The organism is Rhizobium mesosinicum (genome assembly GCF_019511345.1).
GTDB lineage: Bacteria > Pseudomonadota > Alphaproteobacteria > Rhizobiales > Rhizobiaceae > Rhizobium > Rhizobium mesosinicum.
Genome location: NZ_JAEUAK010000010.1, coordinates 211,000 through 227,806 on the forward strand (window position 1 = coordinate 211,000; position 16,807 = coordinate 227,806).

General features: G+C 60.2%; 15 protein-coding genes. 5 read left to right on the forward strand and 10 right to left on the reverse strand.

Annotated elements, in window-relative coordinates; genetic code table 11:
* Positions 1 to 212: 212 nt before the first annotated feature.
* From metF to JNB85_RS23830, 4 genes are all read right to left on the reverse strand, one after another.
* On the reverse strand, positions 213 to 1,118 hold the full coding sequence (metF, locus tag JNB85_RS23815) for a methylenetetrahydrofolate reductase [NAD(P)H] (RefSeq protein WP_220336746.1): 906 nt from the start codon (positions 1,116 to 1,118) through the stop codon (positions 213 to 215).
* The gene (locus JNB85_RS23820; RefSeq protein WP_220336747.1) at positions 1,119 to 2,144 is read right to left on the reverse strand and encodes an ArsR/SmtB family transcription factor; all 1,026 of its coding nucleotides are present in this window, start codon (positions 2,142 to 2,144) and stop codon (positions 1,119 to 1,121) included. It abuts the gene before it with no gap.
* 156 nt (positions 2,145 to 2,300) lie between these two features.
* A complete protein-coding gene (gene ettA / locus JNB85_RS23825) occupies positions 2,301 to 3,950 on the reverse strand; it encodes an energy-dependent translational throttle protein EttA (RefSeq protein WP_220336748.1) in 1,650 nt (549 codons plus the stop codon).
* 108 nt (positions 3,951 to 4,058) lie between these two features.
* Positions 4,059 to 4,796: a ribonuclease T2 family protein gene (locus JNB85_RS23830; protein WP_220336749.1), complete on the reverse strand. Its 738-nt coding sequence runs from the start codon at positions 4,794 to 4,796 to the stop codon at positions 4,059 to 4,061.
* Between the two features lie 156 nt (positions 4,797 to 4,952).
* Between JNB85_RS23830 and JNB85_RS23835 the strand changes: the two genes are divergently transcribed.
* Genes JNB85_RS23835 through JNB85_RS23850 form a run of 4 tightly spaced genes read left to right on the forward strand, consistent with a single transcriptional unit; the run spans position 4,953 to position 9,789 of the window.
* Positions 4,953 to 5,897: an alpha/beta fold hydrolase gene (locus tag JNB85_RS23835; RefSeq protein ID WP_220336750.1), complete on the forward strand. Its 945-nt coding sequence runs from the start codon at positions 4,953 to 4,955 to the stop codon at positions 5,895 to 5,897.
* Position 5,898: 1 nt separating this feature from the next.
* Positions 5,899 to 6,855: a DMT family transporter gene (locus JNB85_RS23840; protein ID WP_220336751.1), complete on the forward strand. Its 957-nt coding sequence runs from the start codon at positions 5,899 to 5,901 to the stop codon at positions 6,853 to 6,855.
* Between the two features lie 45 nt (positions 6,856 to 6,900).
* Complete coding sequence (gene caiB / locus JNB85_RS23845; RefSeq protein WP_220336752.1) at positions 6,901 to 8,100, forward strand: succinate--glutarate CoA-transferase; 1,200 nt, start codon at positions 6,901 to 6,903, stop codon at positions 8,098 to 8,100.
* A gap of 30 nt (positions 8,101 to 8,130) precedes the next feature.
* A complete protein-coding gene (locus JNB85_RS23850) occupies positions 8,131 to 9,789 on the forward strand; it encodes a thiamine pyrophosphate-binding protein (RefSeq protein ID WP_220336753.1) in 1,659 nt (552 codons plus the stop codon).
* A 59-nt stretch (positions 9,790 to 9,848) separates the two neighbouring features.
* Here JNB85_RS23850 and JNB85_RS23855 read toward each other — a convergent pair whose 3' ends face one another.
* The 3 genes from JNB85_RS23855 to JNB85_RS23865 form a co-directional block, all read right to left on the reverse strand.
* Positions 9,849 to 10,193, reverse strand: coding sequence for a RidA family protein (locus JNB85_RS23855; protein WP_220336754.1), 345 nt, complete (start codon positions 10,191 to 10,193; stop codon positions 9,849 to 9,851).
* Positions 10,194 to 10,263: 70 nt separating this feature from the next.
* The gene (locus JNB85_RS23860) at positions 10,264 to 10,602 is read right to left on the reverse strand and encodes a protein tyrosine phosphatase family protein (protein WP_220336755.1); all 339 of its coding nucleotides are present in this window, start codon (positions 10,600 to 10,602) and stop codon (positions 10,264 to 10,266) included.
* Between the two features lie 86 nt (positions 10,603 to 10,688).
* On the reverse strand, positions 10,689 to 11,525 hold the full coding sequence (locus JNB85_RS23865; protein WP_220336756.1) for a DUF4432 family protein: 837 nt from the start codon (positions 11,523 to 11,525) through the stop codon (positions 10,689 to 10,691).
* 293 nt (positions 11,526 to 11,818) lie between these two features.
* On the opposite strand from JNB85_RS23865, the gene JNB85_RS23870 reads away from it, so the two are divergent.
* On the forward strand, positions 11,819 to 13,168 hold the full coding sequence (locus JNB85_RS23870; protein WP_222858765.1) for a L,D-transpeptidase family protein: 1,350 nt from the start codon (positions 11,819 to 11,821) through the stop codon (positions 13,166 to 13,168).
* A 131-nt stretch (positions 13,169 to 13,299) separates the two neighbouring features.
* Here JNB85_RS23870 and JNB85_RS23875 read toward each other — a convergent pair whose 3' ends face one another.
* The 3 genes from JNB85_RS23875 to JNB85_RS23885 form a co-directional block, all read right to left on the reverse strand.
* Complete coding sequence (locus JNB85_RS23875) at positions 13,300 to 14,010, reverse strand: ParA family protein (protein ID WP_220336758.1); 711 nt, start codon at positions 14,008 to 14,010, stop codon at positions 13,300 to 13,302.
* Positions 14,011 to 14,246: 236 nt separating this feature from the next.
* Positions 14,247 to 15,401: an iron-containing alcohol dehydrogenase gene (locus JNB85_RS23880; RefSeq protein ID WP_220336759.1), complete on the reverse strand. Its 1,155-nt coding sequence runs from the start codon at positions 15,399 to 15,401 to the stop codon at positions 14,247 to 14,249.
* A complete protein-coding gene (locus tag JNB85_RS23885) occupies positions 15,398 to 16,783 on the reverse strand; it encodes an aldehyde dehydrogenase family protein (RefSeq protein ID WP_220336760.1) in 1,386 nt (461 codons plus the stop codon). Before JNB85_RS23885 ends, JNB85_RS23880 begins: the two co-directional genes overlap by 4 nt.
* Positions 16,784 to 16,807: the final 24 nt, after the last annotated feature.

Genomic DNA, 16,807 nt, shown 5'->3' on the forward strand with positions numbered 1-16,807 from the left:
AACGCGAGGAGGCAGACATGGGACTTACGCAATCCTTGAATGTCCTGTTGGTCAGTGCAGCGTTCGCTTTCGTCTTGTCCATGCTCTTCATTTGAGCCAAGGCAAAGCGTAAAGACTGAAATACCGAACTCCTGAAACAACCAGCCCCAGCTATTGAAAAGCGCATGTCCCCGCCGGACATGCGCTTTTCCCTTGTCTATGAAACTGTGGGATCAGGCGGCCGCACCGGCACTTCTGGCTGTCTGGCGCGAAAAGCCGAGATTATTGAGAACAGCCGAGACCAACGGCGCGCGGTTCATCGTATAAAGATGGAATTCGTGCAGACCTCGGCGGACGAGATCTTCGATCTGTTCGGCGGCGACATCGGCGGCGATCTTGGCCCGCTCCTCCGGCTTGTCATCATATCCGGCAAAGCGCTCATCGAGAAAGGCCGGGATGACCGTGCCGCAGGCGCCGGCAAAGCGCTTCAGCTGCGTCAGGTTCTGGATCGGCATGATGCCCGGCACGACAGGAATCTTGACACCGGCTGCACGCACCTTTTCGAGATAGCGCTCGAAATTGTCGTTATCGAAGAAAAACTGTGTCAGCGCGCGGTCCGCACCGTTGTCCGCCTTGCGCTTCAGCATGTCGATATCGGCCGCCTGGTCGCGGCTTTCCGGATGCTTTTCCGGGTAGGCCGAAACGGAGATCTCGAAATCGCCGATCTGCTTGAGACCGGCAACCAGTTCAGCCGCATTGGCATAACCGCCCGGATGCGGCTGGTATGGCGCGCCGACGCCGCCAGGCGCATCACCGCGCAACGCGACGAAATGCGTGACGCCTGCCTTCCGGAAGCTGTCGATCACCTGATGCGTCTCCTCCTTTGTGGCGCTGACGCAGGTCAGATGCGAGGCGGTGGCAAACGGCGTATCGGCCAGGAAGCGGGTGACTGTGGAGAGCGTCGGCGCCTTCGTGGTGCCGCCGGCGCCATAGGTCACCGAAACGAATTCCGGGTTCCAGTCCTGCAGATCGCGGACGGCGTTCCAGAGCTGACCCTCCATCTCCTCGGACTTCGGCGGGAAGAACTCGAAGGAGAATATGATATCGCGGCGGGGGGCGTCGTTCTTTTTCTGGTGCATTTAGTCTCTCCCGGCAAATGTAGGTACAGCGCCTTCGCTCTCCAGCGAAGCCATGAGGCGCCTCGGATCACGTGCGAGCCAGACGGTGACCGTGAGGCCTTTCTCGCTCTGCTGACCCGGATGAAGGTCGACGACCTGCTCTATATCGAGACCGGCCTTGCGCACCCAGTCTGACATGGCCTGATGCGAAAAGCCGAGACGGACATGGGCATGTTCGTCGCGAAGATATTCGAGATTGTGCGGCGCGAGATCAATGATAACAAGACGCCCGCCTGGCCGCAGCATACGTGCAGCCTCAGTAATGGCGATGTCAGGCTGATCGAAGAAGTGCAACACCTGATGGATCGTCACCAGATCGAAGTCCTGCCCCTCGAACGGCAGGTTCAGGATATCGGCATGGCGCACCGACGCCGTCGTGATATGGGCCTTGTCGAGATTGGCGCGCGCAACACTCAGCATGTCGCGGCTGGCATCCACGCCGATCGCCCGGCGATAACGACCGGCGAGAAGCTCCAGCATACGACCGGTGCCGGTGCCGAGGTCGAGCAGGGAATCGATCGGATTGCCGCCAAGCAGTTTGATGACGGCGGCATCCACCTCTTCGTCTGCGGCATGCAGACGGCGAAGCTCATCCCATTCAGCGGCGTTGCGGCTGAAATAGGCCTGCGCGCGTTCGGCGCGCTGGCGCTTGACGGCAGCAAGGCGCTCGCCGTCGCGCTGCACGACCGGATCATTTTCGGAGACATGCTTGAGCAGATTCCTCACGAGCGCGGCAGCCTTGCCTTCATGCGCAAGCCGAAAATAGGCCCAGGCACCTTCCTGATAGCGGTCGATCAGCTCCGCCTCACCGAGCAGCTTCAAGTGCCGGGAGATGCGGGGTTGGGATTGGCCGAGAATTTCCGTAAGATCGGTCACAGTGAGATCACCAGCCGCCAGCAGCGCCAACAGCCGCAGGCGCGTCGGCTCGCCGGCCGCCTTCAAGACGTCCACCAGCGCATCCAGTCCAAGCCTTAACGGTTCACCCATACCCTATCCAATCAAGATATAAAGATATCTTTATGTGATTTGGATAGCTGAGGCAAGCTACATTTTACAGATTTGCGAAGTTGGCTGTGGTGATAACGACAGCAAACATCGAAAAGCCCCGGACCAGCCGGGGCTTCGAAAGGTATGTCATACCAGTTAGCGCGTCAGGCGCTTATGGGCCTGGCTGCCGGGATTCAGCGCGTCAGGGCCGAGGCGGCGGATCTTGTCCTGCTCGTAATCCTCGAAGTTCCCTTCGAACCATTCGACATGGCCCTCGCCTTCGAAAGCGAGGATGTGCGTGGCCAGACGGTCGAGGAACATGCGATCGTGGCTGATGATGATGGCGCAGCCGGCGAAATTTTCTAGCGCGCTTTCGAGCGCACCGAGCGTTTCCGTATCGAGGTCGTTGGTCGGTTCGTCGAGCAGCAGAACGTTGCCGCCGGCCTTGAGCATCTTGGCAAGGTGAACGCGGTTGCGCTGACCGCCCGAAAGATTGCCGACCTTCTGCTGCTGATCGCCGCCCTTGAAGTTGAAGGCGCCGCAATAGGCGCGCGAGTTCATGTCGAACTTGCCGAGCTTGATGACTTCGGCGCCACCGGAGATTTCTTCCCAGACGGTCTTGTTGCCGTCGAGCGCATCGCGGCTCTGGTCGACATATCCGAGATGCACGGTCTCGCCGATGCGAATCGAACCACTGTCGGGCTTTTCCTGACCCGTGATCATCTTGAACAGCGTCGTCTTGCCGGCGCCGTTCGGGCCGATGATGCCGACGATGCCACCCGGCGGCAGCTTGATCGACAGATCGTTGATCAGCGTGCGGCCTTCAAAGCCCTTGGTGATGCCCTCCATCTCGATGACGACCTGGCCGAGGCGCTCGCTGACCGGGATGATGATCTGCGCGTCGCCAGGACGCTGCTTCTCGGCAGCCTCCACCAGCTGTTCGTAGGACTTGATACGGGCCTTGGACTTGGCCTGACGGGCCTTGGGGCTCGAAGCGATCCATTCCTGTTCGCGGCTGATCGCCTTCTGACGGCCGGCTTCTTCGCGGTTTTCCTGCAGCATGCGCTTGGCCTTGGCCTGCAGGTAGGCCGAGTAGTTGCCTTCGTAGGGAATGCCGCGGCCGCGATCGAGCTCGAGGATCCATCCGGTGACGTTATCCAGGAAGTAGCGATCGTGGGTGATCATCATTACGGCGCCCGGATAGTCGCGCAGGTGCTTTTCGAGCCAGGCGATGGTTTCGGCGTCCAGATGGTTGGTCGGTTCGTCGAGCAGCAGCAGGTCCGGCTGCGACAAAAGCAGGCGGCAGAGAGCGATACGGCGGCGTTCACCACCCGACAGTGTCGTGACATCGGCATCGCGCGGCGGGCAGCGCAGGGCTTCCATCGCCATCTCGACCTGGCTTTCGAGATCCCACAGGTTCTGGCTGTCGATGATGTCCTGAAGCTTTGCGCCCTCTTCCGCCGTCTCGTCGGAATAGTTCATCATCAGTTCGTTGTAGCGATCGACGATTGCCGTCTTGGAGGCAACGCCTTCCATGACGTTTTCGAACACCGTCTTGTTGGGATCGAGTTGCGGCTCCTGCTCCAGATAGCCGACCGTCGCGCCCTCGGCGAGCCAGGCTTCACCGGTATATTCCTTGTCCCGGCCGGCGATGATGCGCAGTACGGTGGACTTACCGGCGCCGTTCGGGCCGAGGATACCGATCTTGGCATCGGGATAGAAGGAAAGGTGGATATTCTCGAGGATTTTCTTATTGCCATAGGCCTTGTTGAGGCCGGACATATGATAGATGAACTGGCGTGCCATGCTGGGATGCTCCGGGCGGAAACTTGAAATCGTGGCCGCTATGTAGGCGAAACCACGCCCGCGGGCAACGCCGAAACCCTGTTTCGTCAGGATTTCGGCATGTTTCCGTCAGAAGCCGGCGGCATCCACAAGACCTTCGTCGCAGCCGAAGGACGTCTGCCCTGCCCCTTGGATGAGGCCACCAAGGCCCTTCTCCTTCGCTTGAGCCGAAACAGCATCCTGCGAAAGCCCGATCGTCAGTTCGCTAATCACGCGCTTGTTGCCGACGCGCCGGCAGCTCATCTTCACACGGTCGCTGGCGCCAGCGCCGAAGCTCTTGTCGAACGCCGCCTTGATCGCATCAGATTTTAGCGTCTTGCCGACATTGGCGGCAAAGAGGTCGCGCACGGCCGAGGCGTTGAGATCGCCCATCAGATGAATGGCGGTGGCGAAATAGTCGTCCGCGCTCATCTTCGTGCAGGTACCGTGCTTGACCCATTCATGCCGCTCGAGCGCCGATTGCGTCCCGGGCATCGCCTTGTCGAGCGCGCTCTTCGTCTCGGCCGAGAGGTTTACCGCCGGCAGGCTCTTCCAGTCGCTGCCCTTATCGGCAGCCTTCTGATCATCAGGGACACCGCAATAGTCCTGGCGCATGGGCCAGAGACCGTGGAGAGAAAAATTGGTGGCGTCATAACGATCACCGCCCTGGCTGACGCATTCCGCCTTCTTCTGGTTGGTTTGGCAGAATGCCGGTTGCCAGCTTGCAGCAAGGATGAAGCGCGTGCGCCCGCTTTCCTGCGCGGATACGGAACCGACTGACGACAGCGAAAGGAAGAGAATGGAAACCGAAAGGAAAAACTTGACCATTGGCAGCCCCGAAAAGAACAATACAGGAACAAACAAGCATGAAGCCAAGGATTACGCAACCCTGAATCGCAGAAAAATTGCGCTTTCTCATGTATGAGGAGAACCGTAATGTTGCATTTGTCCTGCGATCTGCTCTTTTGGGCGCGGGAGGAATGCATGTTTTCCGAGACATTGCGGCTTCAGAATGCCGGAGCTTCGCTTGCGTGCCATCATCAGCCTGCAGAGGGCCAAGCGCACGCTATCCTGATGATTTCACACGGGCTTGCCGAACATTCGCGCCGCTACCGGCGCTTTGCCGAGGCAATGGCGGCAAGAGGTTATCATGTCTATGCGCATGACCATCGCGGCCACGGTGAGACAAGCGCACCCGATGCACCGATCGGCCGCTTCGCGAGATGGGGCGGCATAGAGAGCGTCATCCGTGATATAGCCGCCGTGCATGACTTTGCCACGACCCGCCACCCCGGCCTGCCCGTCATCCTCCTCGGCCATTCGATGGGCGGCCTGATCGCCCTCAATGCCGCCGCCGATCTCCCCGGCCGTTTCGCAGCCCTTGCCGTCTGGAATTCCAATTTTGCGGTTGGCCTTTCGGGCCGCGCTGCGCAGGCGATCCTGCTTGCCGAGCGCATGCTAAAAGGCTCGGATGTGCCAAGCGACATGCTGCCGCGGCTGACATTTTCCGCCTGGGGCAAATCCATTCCCAACCACCGGACGGAATTCGACTGGCTGTCGCACGATCCGGTGGAGGTCGATGCCTATATCGCCGATCCATCCTGCGGCTTCGACCCCTCGGTATCGCTCTGGCTCGATGTCTTCGCCCTCACCTTCCGCGGCATCGAGAAGGAGCGGCTCGAGAGGCTGCCGAAAGACCTCCCAATCCATCTGGTCGGCGGTGGTCAGGACCCGGCAACCAATTATGGAAAAGCCGTCCTCTGGCTGTCAAAGCGTTTGAGAAGTCAGGGCTTTTCCCGTATCAGCACGGAGATATATCAGGACATGCGGCATGAAACGCTGAATGAGATCGGCGCGCAAACGGCAATTGCGAATTTCGCCGGCTGGTGCGACGCGGCGATCCGCGCGGTCCCGTGCGAAAGGATCTGAGATGACGAGCACGAGTTCCATACGCCATCCCGCCGCCTCCGAGGTGACGTTCGGCCTGCTTTTTATGTTCTTGTCGGTGATGATCTCGCCGCTGATCGACATCTTCTCGAAGCTCGCGACCGCGACGATCTCGTCCACTGAAGTCGCTGGCTTCCGCTTCATCATCCAGTCGCTCACCATGCTGCCTTTCGTCTTCCTGCGCGGCGCGAAGATCCAGTTTTCGCTGAAGCAGAGCTGGTATCATGCCATCCGTGGCGCGATGGTTACCATTTCGATGATCTGCTTCGTCACGACGCTGAAGGTCATGGCGGTTGCCGATGCCATCGCCATCTTCTTCGTCGAGCCAATCATTCTCACGATCCTCGGCAGCATCTTCCTGAAGGAGACGATCGGCTGGCGGCGCTACAGCGCCTGCGCTGTCGGTTTCATGGGAGCCCTGCTGATCATCCAGCCGAGTTTCGAGCAGGTCGGCTATATCGCTCTGTTACCCGTCGTCAGCGCCTTCTGCATCGCCGTCTTCGCGCTGATGACGCGCGTGCTGTCACACCGGGAGGATCCCTGGGCCATGCAGTTCCAGACCGGCCTCTGGGGCATCTTCTTCTGTGCCGTCATCCTGTTCTTCGGCTATGGCAGCGGCTCCGACATCATCGATACGGCCATGCCTGATCTTCCCGCCTTCAGCTACCTGGTCGGCACAGGCATTGCCGCAGCGATAACCGGCATTCTCGCAGCTTATGCCTATCGCGCCGCCCCGGCCTCAACACTGGCACCATTGCAATATCTGGAAATCGTCTCGGCGACAGTCTTCGCCTGGCTGGTCTTCGGCGATTTCCCAGATGTGCTGAAATGGGTCGGCATCCTCATCGTCATTGCATCGGGCCTCTACATCATCTGGCGTGAGCGGCGCTTTGCTTCCAAACCCGTATCCGATACATCTGAGGCAACGCGGGCGCCCTGAAATCCGATAGCCATGGGAGGAGTTCGGGAGGAATTGGGGAGGAGCATGACGCAAGACGTGAAGAAGAAGCCGCCGCTTGCCGGCATCAGGGTCATCGAGCTTGCGCGCGTGCTGGCCGGTCCCTGGGCAGGGCAGATGCTGGCCGATCTCGGCGCCGATGTCATCAAGGTGGAAAACCCCGACGGTGGCGACGACACCAGGCACTGGGGACCGCCCTTCGTCGAGGGCGCGGATGGAGAAAACCTCTCTGCCGCCTATTACCACTCAACCAATCGCGGCAAGCGGTCCATCACTGCCGATCTGAAAAGCGAGGAAGGCCAGTCGCTGGTGCGCCGCCTCGTCGCCACCGCTGATGTGCTGATCGAAAATTTCAAGCTCGGCGGCCTTGTCAAATACGGGCTTGATTATGAGAGCCTGAAAGCAATCAACCCGCGCCTCGTCTATTGCTCCATCACCGGCTTCGGCCAGACCGGCCCCTATGCCAATCGCGCCGGCTACGATTATATCGTCCAGGGCATATCGGGTTTCATGTCTATAACGGGTGAACCGGATGGACAGCCGATGAAAGCAGGTGTCGCGATTGCCGATATCTTCACTGGCATCTATGCGGTCTCGGCAATCGAAGCCGCTCTTATCCATGCCCTGAAGACGGGCGAAGGTCAGTTGATCGACATGGCGCTGCTCGATGTGCAATCGGCAGTGCTCGCCAACCAGAACATGAATTACCTGGTCTCCGGCCGTGCCCCGGTTCGGCTCGGCAACGCTCACCCGAACATATCGCCTTACGAGGTGGTGCCCACAGCTGATGGTCATCTCATCCTTGCCATCGGCAATGACGGCCAGTTTCGTCGCCTCTGCACGATTCTTGGCCTCGTCATCGGCGATGACGAAAATTTCTCGACCAACAAGGCCCGCCTCGCCAACAGAGACGTAGTTCGCCGGATGGTCTCAGCCGAAACGCTGAAATGGCAAAAAGCGGATCTGCTCAAGGCCTGCGAGGACAATGCCGTGCCAGCCGGTGCCATCAATACGATTGAGGAAATGTTTGCCGATCCGCAGGTCAAGGCGCGCGGCCTGCGGGTTGATCTGCCGGATGCAGCGGGCACGATGATCCCTGGCGTGCGTTCCCCGGTCGTGCTGTCGGAAACGCCGCTGCGATACGAGCGGCCGAGCCCGCGTCTTGGTGAACACAATGCCGAAGTTCTGGCCGAACTTGTAGAATGGGAGAGGAAGACATCGCCATGACAAGGAGGGGGCCATGACAAGGAGGGAGCCATGAAGAGGACAGGCGGGCAGTTGATCGTCGAGGCGCTGAAGGCGAACGGGGTTAAGCGCCTCTCCTGCGTGCCGGGAGAAAGCTTCCTCGCCGTGCTCGACGCCCTGCATGACAGCGATATCGACGTCATCGTCTGTCGTCAGGAGGGCGGTGCTGCCATGATGGCGGATTGCTGGGGCCGGCTGACGGGCGAATCTGGCATCTGCATGGTCACCCGCGGCCCCGGCGCCACCAATGCCTCTGCCGGTCTGCACATTGCCCGGCAGGATTCAATCCCGATGATCCTCTTCATCGGTCAGGTGCAGCGGGATGCGCGCGAGCGCGAAGCCTTCCAGGAGGTCGAATTCCGCCGCGCCTTCACCGAATTCGCCAAATGGGTCGGCGAGATCGATGATGCCGCCCGCATCCCGGAATTCGTCACCCGCGCCTTCGCGATCGCAACATCAGGTCGTCCGGGTCCGGTCGTGCTGACGCTACCTGAAGATATGTTGCGCGACGAGGTCGAGGCCCCGAAAGCAAGGCGCTACGCGCGCGTCGAAGCCCATCCCGGCCGCAGCCAGATCGACGATCTCTATCTGCGCCTGCTGAAGGCCGAGCGGCCGATGGTCATCCTTGGCGGCACCCGCTGGGATGCCGATGCCGTCGCCGATTTCCAGACCTTTGCCGAGCGCTTCCGCCTGCCGGTCGGCTGCTCCTTCCGCCGGCAGATGCTGTTCGATCACCTGCACCCCTGCTACGCCGGCGATGTCGGCATCGGCATCAATCCGGCGCTGGCAAAGGAGATCAAGGAGAGCGACCTCCTGATCCTGCTCGGCAGCCGCATGTCGGAAATGGCCTCCTCGGGCTATACGCTCATCGATATCCCCTACCCGGCCCAGTCGCTCGTCCACATCCATCCGGATCCATCGGAGCTCGGCCGCGTCTATCGCCCTGATCTTGCGATCTGCGCCAGCCCTGCCGATCTCGTCGCTGCACTCGCCGATCTCGAAGCGCCGGCAGAACCGCGCTGGGCCGAACGCACCGAGCGCATGCATCAGGCCTATCTCATTTGGTCGAAGCCGCCCGCGACAGGGCTCGGCGCGGTGCAGATGGGACCGATCATGGAATGGCTGGAGGCCAATACGAAGCCGGACACGATCTTCACCAATGGCGCCGGCAACTATGCCACCTGGGTGCATCGCTTTCACCGCTTCCGTCGCTTCAACACGCAGGCCGCGCCGACCTCAGGTTCCATGGGCTATGGCCTGCCGGCTGCTGTCGCTGCCAAGCAGCTTTTTCCAGAGAGGGAGGTCATCTGCTTTGCCGGCGACGGCTGCTTCCTGATGCATGGCCAGGAATTTGCAACGGCTATACGCTACGGCCTGCCGATCATATCGGTTGTCGTCAACAACGGCATCTACGGCACGATCCGCATGCATCAGGAGCGTGAATATCCAGGTCGCGTCAGCGCCACCGATCTCACCAATCCGGATTTTGCAGTCCTTGCCCGTGCCTATGGCGGCCACGGCGAGACGGTGGAAAAGACCGACGAATTCGCTCAGGCCTTCGAGCGGGCGCGCGACAGCGGTAAGCCGGCGATCATCGAAATCAAACTCGATCCCGAGGCTATTACGCCAACCCGGACGCTCTCGGAAATTGCCCAAACAAAAAGCCGGTGAATACGTGAACTCGTCCAGTTCACACCTCACCGGCTTTGATTGGTTGGCCTGCAGCGCTCTTAGTCGAGAGCAGCAGTGACGATGAACTCGACCTTGTACTTCGGCGCAGCGAGCTTGGCTTCGCTGGTGGCACGAGCCGGCGGGTTTGCCGGATCGATCCAGCCTTCCCAGACGGCGTTCATCTCTGCGAAATAGGCGATATCCGAGAGATAGATGATCGTCTGCAGGATCTTCGACTTGCTGCTGCCGGCAGCGGCGAGCAGACGGTCGACTTCGCCGAGTGCCGACTTGCACTGATCGGTAACGCTTTCGCCTTCGCCGACTTGGCCTGCGAGATAGACGGTGTTGCCGTGGATGACGGCACCGCTCATGCGGGCGCCGATGTCGATACGCTTGATGCTCATCGTGTTCTCCTGTTCATTAAATGACAGACGCCGCTTGAGGCGGCGTCATATTGGACCGGGTAAAGCCGGATCAGGCGCGAATGTGGTGCGTCTTCTGATAGATCGCCGTGGAGCGTGCGCCGGAGCGGCAGTAGCCGAGCATCGGACGTTGGAATTCGTCGAGCGCATCGACCATGCCCTGCACGGCTTCCTCGGTCACGCCCATAGGCCCAACCGGCACATGGGTGATATCGAGGCCGATTTCCTTGGCGCGGGCCTCGATGACGGCAAAGGGTGTCTGATCCGGGCTTTCGCCATCCGGACGATGGCAGACGATGGACTTGAAGCCGAGCGCCTTGATCTGGTCGAGATCATCTACCGTGATCTGGCCGGAAACGGAGTATTCATCGTCGATCTGGCGGATATCCATCGTCTCAATCTCCTCGAAAATGGTGGGCTGAAGGTCTACGACGCGCCCTGCCGAGCGTCAACATGTCTTCGCCGGACGCTCCTTCATTAGACGAATGCAAAGCGCAGGCCGTAGCTGCGGCTTTCCCCCGGCTTAAGCCAGTTGAATTCGCCCGCGGCCTCCAGTTCATCGCGCGGCACCCAGCGATGCGACACGGGCTCGATCCCGATAATATGCGCCGGCGCCTTCTGGTTCCGCCAAATCTGCAGATGCGGCAGCGTATCGGCGCGGAAACGCACCCTCAACGTCTTGCCGTTGATGGCCGCGATCGGCCCGAGGCGGACTTCGGCGAAACCGTCTTCGGTGGCCGGAGCCTCGACGCAGAAGATGCCGCCCGGTTCCTCGCCAAAGGTCCAGGGAAAACCGCCGCCGTCGAGCATCTTCCCCTCGAGCCGCGTTCCCGCGTCCAGCCATTTGCCGCCGAGATTCATATGGTACATCAGAAAGGTCGGTACCGCTTGGCTGCTCGTATTGACCACGCGATCCTCAAGCGAGACTTCGCCTGTTGCCCCGTCGATCCGCCACAGGCGCTCGATGCGCTGAGGCAGACCCTCGACCGTGGTAATGTCGATATCGGCGCGGCATTCGGCATTGCCATTTTCGAACTTCGTCCAGAACACCTTGGCCGCGTGGCCGGAAGCCGAACCATGAAGTGGATAGATCGTACCATCCGTGCCGGGAATTGGTTGCCGATGACGGATATGATCGGGACCACAGGTGAAAAGGAAGCCTTCGAGCGAATGATCGATTCGCGGATCGCCATCGTCAGGTATGGCGCGCTTGGGCGCGATATCGATGCCCTCGACGATGCAGCCGCCGATATCGAGCACCGATCTTTCATCCAACACCAGGCGCGGCCCGCGCGCCGCGGCAAATTCGATCATCGCTTGTCCTCCCGCGAATCTTGGCTGCCAATAGGGTTAGGTGGTGCCGCCACCCTGGTCAATCGAGGGCGAAACGGCGGCAGACAACAGCGCAGCTGGCGACTTCACGGGAACGTCATTTTCGCGCAAGCGTTTAAGAGTAAACGCCAAATACTGTTGTTTTTATCTTTTGTTCAGCACGGCTTAAGAAATTCCACACTAGCGTCAAAATTCGCAGGTGTGTGTCTGCCGAGCCACTGATCGAGGTGTGAGACGTGAATCGCTTTTTGAAATCGGCCCTTTCCCTTTCGGCGATGTTTTTGGCGTTCGCTGGCGTCACACCGCAGCAGGCCGATGCGCAGCAATATGGCCGCAACAGAAGCGATATCGTACTGGTGACCCCGAGCGGCGAAATTCTCGATTACGTCCCGCCCGGCCGCGGCTTCGTCTATGCCCACGATTATCGTGGCAATCGCGTGCTGATCGACCGCTACGGCAATATCGTCGCCACCGAAATGCGCGCCCGCGGCTATTACTCGCCGCGCACCGACCGGGAAGTCTATTACGACGCCGACAACAACGATCCCTATTACCCTGATGCCAACGGCTACGGCGACACACGCTATTCAGAGCGCGGCCCGGTCACCGGCTCCATACCGCAGGATGCCGCCATCGAGCGACGGCCGCTTGAGGATCAACCCTATCCCGGTGACCAGCCAGGCCAGGACGACTACGCAGCGGTAGAGCCCGATCAGCAGTTTCCGCCGGTCGATCAGCCCCGCCAGGCACCGCAGGAACCCGTCATCACGCTCAAGGACAAGTCTAAGCCCGAGATCGTTGCCCTCCAGGTCTTTCTCGATCGCGCCGGCGTTTCGCCCGGCGTCATCGATGGCCATATGGGCTCCAACGTCACCAAGGCCATCTATGCCTATGAGCAAATGACAGGGACCAAACTCGATCCGAACAATACGGATGCGATCCTCGAAGAACTGCGCATGAATGGCGGCCTGCCGGTCGTCAACTATACGATCACGGATGCGGATGCGGCCGGTCCCTATGTCGCACAGATCCCCGAAGATTATTCGCAGAAGGCGCTCTTGCCGTCCCTCGCCTACACCTCAGTCACCGAAGCGCTCGCCGAACGTTTCCACATGGACGAGAACTTCCTGAAGGAAATGAACCCAGGCGCGGATTTCACCATTCCGGGCACCGTCATCAAAGTCGTCAATCCCGGCGGGAACAAGGCCGGCACTGTTGCAAAGATCCTTGCCGACAAGGGCCGCAAGCAGGTTTTCGCATATGATGACGCCGGCAACCTCGTTGCCGCCTACCCCGCCTCGATCGGCTCCACCGACACGCCTTCTCCGTCAGGTACGGTGACGGTCGAGCGCGTCGCCTTCAATCCAGGCTACACCTATAATCCGAAGATCAATTTCCAGCAGGGTGCCAACGACAAGATCCTCGACATCCCGCCAGGTCCGAATGGCCCGGTTGGTACGGTCTGGATGGCGCTTTCCAAACCCACCTACGGCATCCACGGCACACCCGACCCCTCCAGGATCGGCCGCACCCAGAGCCATGGCTGTATCCGGCTCACCAACTGGGATGCGACGGAGCTTGCCAAGATGGTCAAGCCCGGCGTGACGGTCGAATTCGTCGATTAACGAAGTCTATTCGCCCGATGTCTCAGCCGCGCGTTAGCCGACTGGAGAGGCAGAGCAACTCCACGTGCTCGTAGTTACAAACAAAAAATGCCCCGAGACAGGCCGGGGCATTTTTTCATCGAATATTATGATCAGGCAGCGCTGAGCATCGCGTTTGCCAGCCGCACCGCGACCGGAAGCCGGCCCGGCACCTTGCGGGTGATTTCTTCAGCGAAACAGAGGGCGTTTTCACGAGCCTTGTCGAGGTTGCTGACGCGCATCGGGTCCATCGTATGCAGCGTGCCGCCGCAATCGAAGATGTCACGGAAAGCCGAACGCTCGATGATCGCCGTATCGAGAACCGGCACGTGACGCTCACTCAACAGCGCCTTGACGAGCTGCAAAGCACGGGTGGTGACCATGGAGTTGACGCGGGTGAGCACGACCGAATGGCCGATTTTGATACCTGCCCTCTCCTCCAGATACTGCAGAAGTTCGAGAACCTGGGCGCCGCCGCGGGCATCCATGGCGCAGCCCTGGATCGGGATCAGCACATGGTCGGAGAGGCCGACGGCCGTTGCCAGCAGCGGATTGCGCGCGCCTGGCAGGTCGATGATGAAGTAATCGGTATTCTGCTTGTTTTCGCTGATATGCTGCGGCAGCGAGGCGGTCGTTACGAAGTCGATGACGCTGATGTTGGGCACATGGCCGGAGATTTCGTGCCAGCGCGAAATCCAGTGCTGCGGATCGGCATCGAGGATCGTGACGCGGTAGCCCTGGCGGGCCAGTTCGGTGGCAAGCAGCAACACGGCTGTGGTCTTGCCGGCGCCGCCCTTGGTATTTGCGAATGTGATGACTGGCATATTCTTAGTCCTCGAAGGGAAATGGCGCGAGCCGGCATCGCTCGTTGTCAATCGCACTGTCGGAGCATCGTGCGGTTAACCCATCCTTTCCAATCGTGGTTAACAAACTGTTAAGCGGACCCGCTGAAATTGCGGCCTGCATTTTTCACATCATTAGAAATAAGCACGCGCTAAAAACAAAAAATCCCGGAAAACCAAGGTTTTCCGGGCTAGCTGTTAGGTCCGCCTTTATCTGTTCAGAAGCAATCTCTGAACAGGGTCTTGGTATTTTCGAGCGTCATTGCAACTGGATTGCCCCCGGCGCTCGGGTCTTCGATGGCCATCGCCGCCAGTTCATCGATCCGGTCGGGGGTGATTCCCATCGCCGTCAGATTGTCTGGGACGTTGAGCTCGGAACGTAGCTTCAGCACGTAATCATAAAAACCCTCGAAACCGCCTGAAATTCCGAGATAGGCAGCCGCACGGGCAATTTTCTCTTCGATGGCCGAGCGGTTGAAGCGCAGAACAGCCGGCATGACGACAGCATTGGTCATGCCGTGATGGGTGTTGTAGACGGCGCCGATCGGATGTGAGAGCGCATGAATGGCCCCGAGACCCTTCTGAAAGGCGACGGCGCCCATGGCAGCTGCCGACATCATGTTGGCGCGGGCTTCCAGATCCGTGCCTTCACGGTAAGCGCGGGGCAGGAATTCCTTGACGAGGCGCATGCCTTCCAGCGCGATACCGGCCGACATTGGGTGGTAGAAGGGCGAGGAATAGGCTTCCAGGCAATGGGCGAAGGCATCCATGCCGGTGCCTGCTGTGATGATCTTCGGCATGCCGACCGTCAGTTCCGGATCAGCGATGACGACACCCGGCAGGAACTTCGGATGGAAAATGATTTTCTTCACATGCGTCACGGAATTGGTGATAACGCTGGCGCGGCCGACTTCCGAGCCCGTGCCGGCCGTCGTCGGTACGGCAACGATCGGCGCGATGCCTTCAACGCTCGCCCGTGTCCACCAGTCGCCAATATCCTCGAAATCCCAGACCGGGCGCGTCTGGCCGACCATGAAGGCGACGCACTTGCCGAGATCGAGGCCAGAACCGCCGCCGAAAGCGACCACGCCGTCATGGCCGCCGTCGCGGAAGGCCTTGATGCCGGCTTCGAGGTTCTTTTCATTCGGGTTCGGATCGACATCAGCGAAGATCGCCCGGCCGAGGCCGGCATCTTCGAGAATGTCGAGCGCATTCTTGGTGATCGCCATCGAGGCGAGGCCGCGGTCGGTGACGAGCAGCGGCTTCTTCATGCCGAGGCTCTTGCAGGCGTCGGCCAGTTCCTTGATGCGGCCGCGGCCGAGCTTGACGGATGTCGGGTAGCTCCAGTTGGCGGTGATGTTGGCGCTGCTCATGCTGTAACCTTCTTGAGATGGTAGGATTTCGGGCGCGTCAGATTGTGGAAGCCGATGATCGACAGCGAGCCGCCGCGGCCGGTTTCCTTGACGCCGGTCCAGCACAGAGCCGGATCGAGATAATCGGCGCGGTTCATGAAGACGGTTCCGGTTTCGATTTCGCGGCCGAGCCGCCCTGCCCGCTCCGCATCCTTCGTCCAGAGCGAAGCCGTCAGCCCGTATTGGCTGTCGTTCATCAGCGCCAGCGCCTCGTCATCGTTCTTCACCTTCATGATGCCAACCGCCGGACCGAAGGTTTCTTCGCGCATGAAAGCCATGGAATGGTCGACATTGACGAGGATCTGCGGCGCGAGATAGGCGCCGCCATCATCGGCCGGGAAGAGCTTCGGATCGACAAGCGCCCTGGCGCCCTTCGCGACTGCATCGGCGATCTGCTCGCGCACCACTTTGGCGAAGCGCTTGTGCGCCATTGGCCCGAGCGATGTCTCGGGATCGAGCGGATTGCCGAGCTTGTAGTTCGAAACCCAGGCGACCGACTTTTCGACAAAAGCGTCATAGAGCGATTCATGCACATAGATGCGCTCGATTCCGCAGCAGCACTGGCCGGAATTATAGGTCGCGCCATCCATCAGCGTATCGACGGCAGCGTCGAGATCGGCATCTTCCATCACATAGCCCGGGTCCTTGCCGCCGAGCTCGAGGCCGAGACCGGTGAAGGTGCCTGCCGCGGCCCGCTCCATCGAGCGGCCGCCTTCGACCGAACCGGTGAAATTGATGAAGTTGAAGCTGCCGGCCGCAATCAGCGCCGAAGTCGTCTCGTGATCGAGGAAGACGTTCTGGAACACATCCTCGGGAACACCGGCTTCGACGAAGGCCTGCACCAGCCGTTCGCCGACGAGCAGCGTCTGCGAGGCGTGCTTGAGCACGACGGTATTGCCGGCCATCAGCGCCGGCGCGATCGTGTTGATCGCCGTCATATAAGGATAGTTCCAGGGAGCGATGACGAAGACGACGCCATGCGCTTCGCGCTCGATACGGCGCTCGAACTTGTCGCTCTCTTCGACGACGAGCGGCGCCAGAGCATCGGCTGCGATCGAGGCGACATAATTGGAGCGCTCGTTGAAGCCGCGATATTCGCCGCCATACTTGATCGGCCGGCCCATCTGCCAGGCAAGCTCGGGCACGACGACATCGGACATTTCGTTGAGACGGGCGACACCCTTCAGCACCAACTGGACGCGCTCTTCGAGCGGACGCTTGGCCCAGGCCTTCTGTGCCTTGCGCGCACCCGTCACGGCTTCCTTTGCCGCTTCGAGCGAAAGCGCCGGACGCTCCGCGTAAACAGAGCCGTCAATCGGCGAAATGCATTGGATCATTGTCATGATCTAAATCCTGTTTTCTTCTAA

Coding starts and splice junctions, on each gene's coding strand:
- JNB85_RS23885 (WP_220336760.1), bottom strand. CDS start 16,783: ATGACAATGATCCAATGCATTTCGCCGATTGACGGCTCTGTTTACGCG.
- JNB85_RS23850 (WP_220336753.1), top strand. CDS start 8,131: ATGAAGAGGACAGGCGGGCAGTTGATCGTCGAGGCGCTGAAGGCGAAC.
- JNB85_RS23830 (WP_220336749.1), bottom strand. CDS start 4,796: ATGGTCAAGTTTTTCCTTTCGGTTTCCATTCTCTTCCTTTCGCTGTCG.
- JNB85_RS23870 (WP_222858765.1), top strand. CDS start 11,819: ATGTTTTTGGCGTTCGCTGGCGTCACACCGCAGCAGGCCGATGCGCAG.
- ettA (WP_220336748.1), bottom strand. CDS start 3,950: ATGGCACGCCAGTTCATCTATCATATGTCCGGCCTCAACAAGGCCTAT.
- JNB85_RS23835 (WP_220336750.1), top strand. CDS start 4,953: ATGTTTTCCGAGACATTGCGGCTTCAGAATGCCGGAGCTTCGCTTGCG.
- JNB85_RS23855 (WP_220336754.1), bottom strand. CDS start 10,193: ATGAGCATCAAGCGTATCGACATCGGCGCCCGCATGAGCGGTGCCGTC.
- JNB85_RS23840 (WP_220336751.1), top strand. CDS start 5,899: ATGACGAGCACGAGTTCCATACGCCATCCCGCCGCCTCCGAGGTGACG.
- JNB85_RS23880 (WP_220336759.1), bottom strand. CDS start 15,401: ATGAGCAGCGCCAACATCACCGCCAACTGGAGCTACCCGACATCCGTC.
- metF (WP_220336746.1), bottom strand. CDS start 1,118: ATGCACCAGAAAAAGAACGACGCCCCCCGCCGCGATATCATATTCTCC.
- JNB85_RS23865 (WP_220336756.1), bottom strand. CDS start 11,525: ATGATCGAATTTGCCGCGGCGCGCGGGCCGCGCCTGGTGTTGGATGAA.
- JNB85_RS23860 (WP_220336755.1), bottom strand. CDS start 10,602: ATGGATATCCGCCAGATCGACGATGAATACTCCGTTTCCGGCCAGATC.
- JNB85_RS23875 (WP_220336758.1), bottom strand. CDS start 14,010: ATGCCAGTCATCACATTCGCAAATACCAAGGGCGGCGCCGGCAAGACC.
- JNB85_RS23820 (WP_220336747.1), bottom strand. CDS start 2,144: ATGGGTGAACCGTTAAGGCTTGGACTGGATGCGCTGGTGGACGTCTTG.
- caiB (WP_220336752.1), top strand. CDS start 6,901: ATGACGCAAGACGTGAAGAAGAAGCCGCCGCTTGCCGGCATCAGGGTC.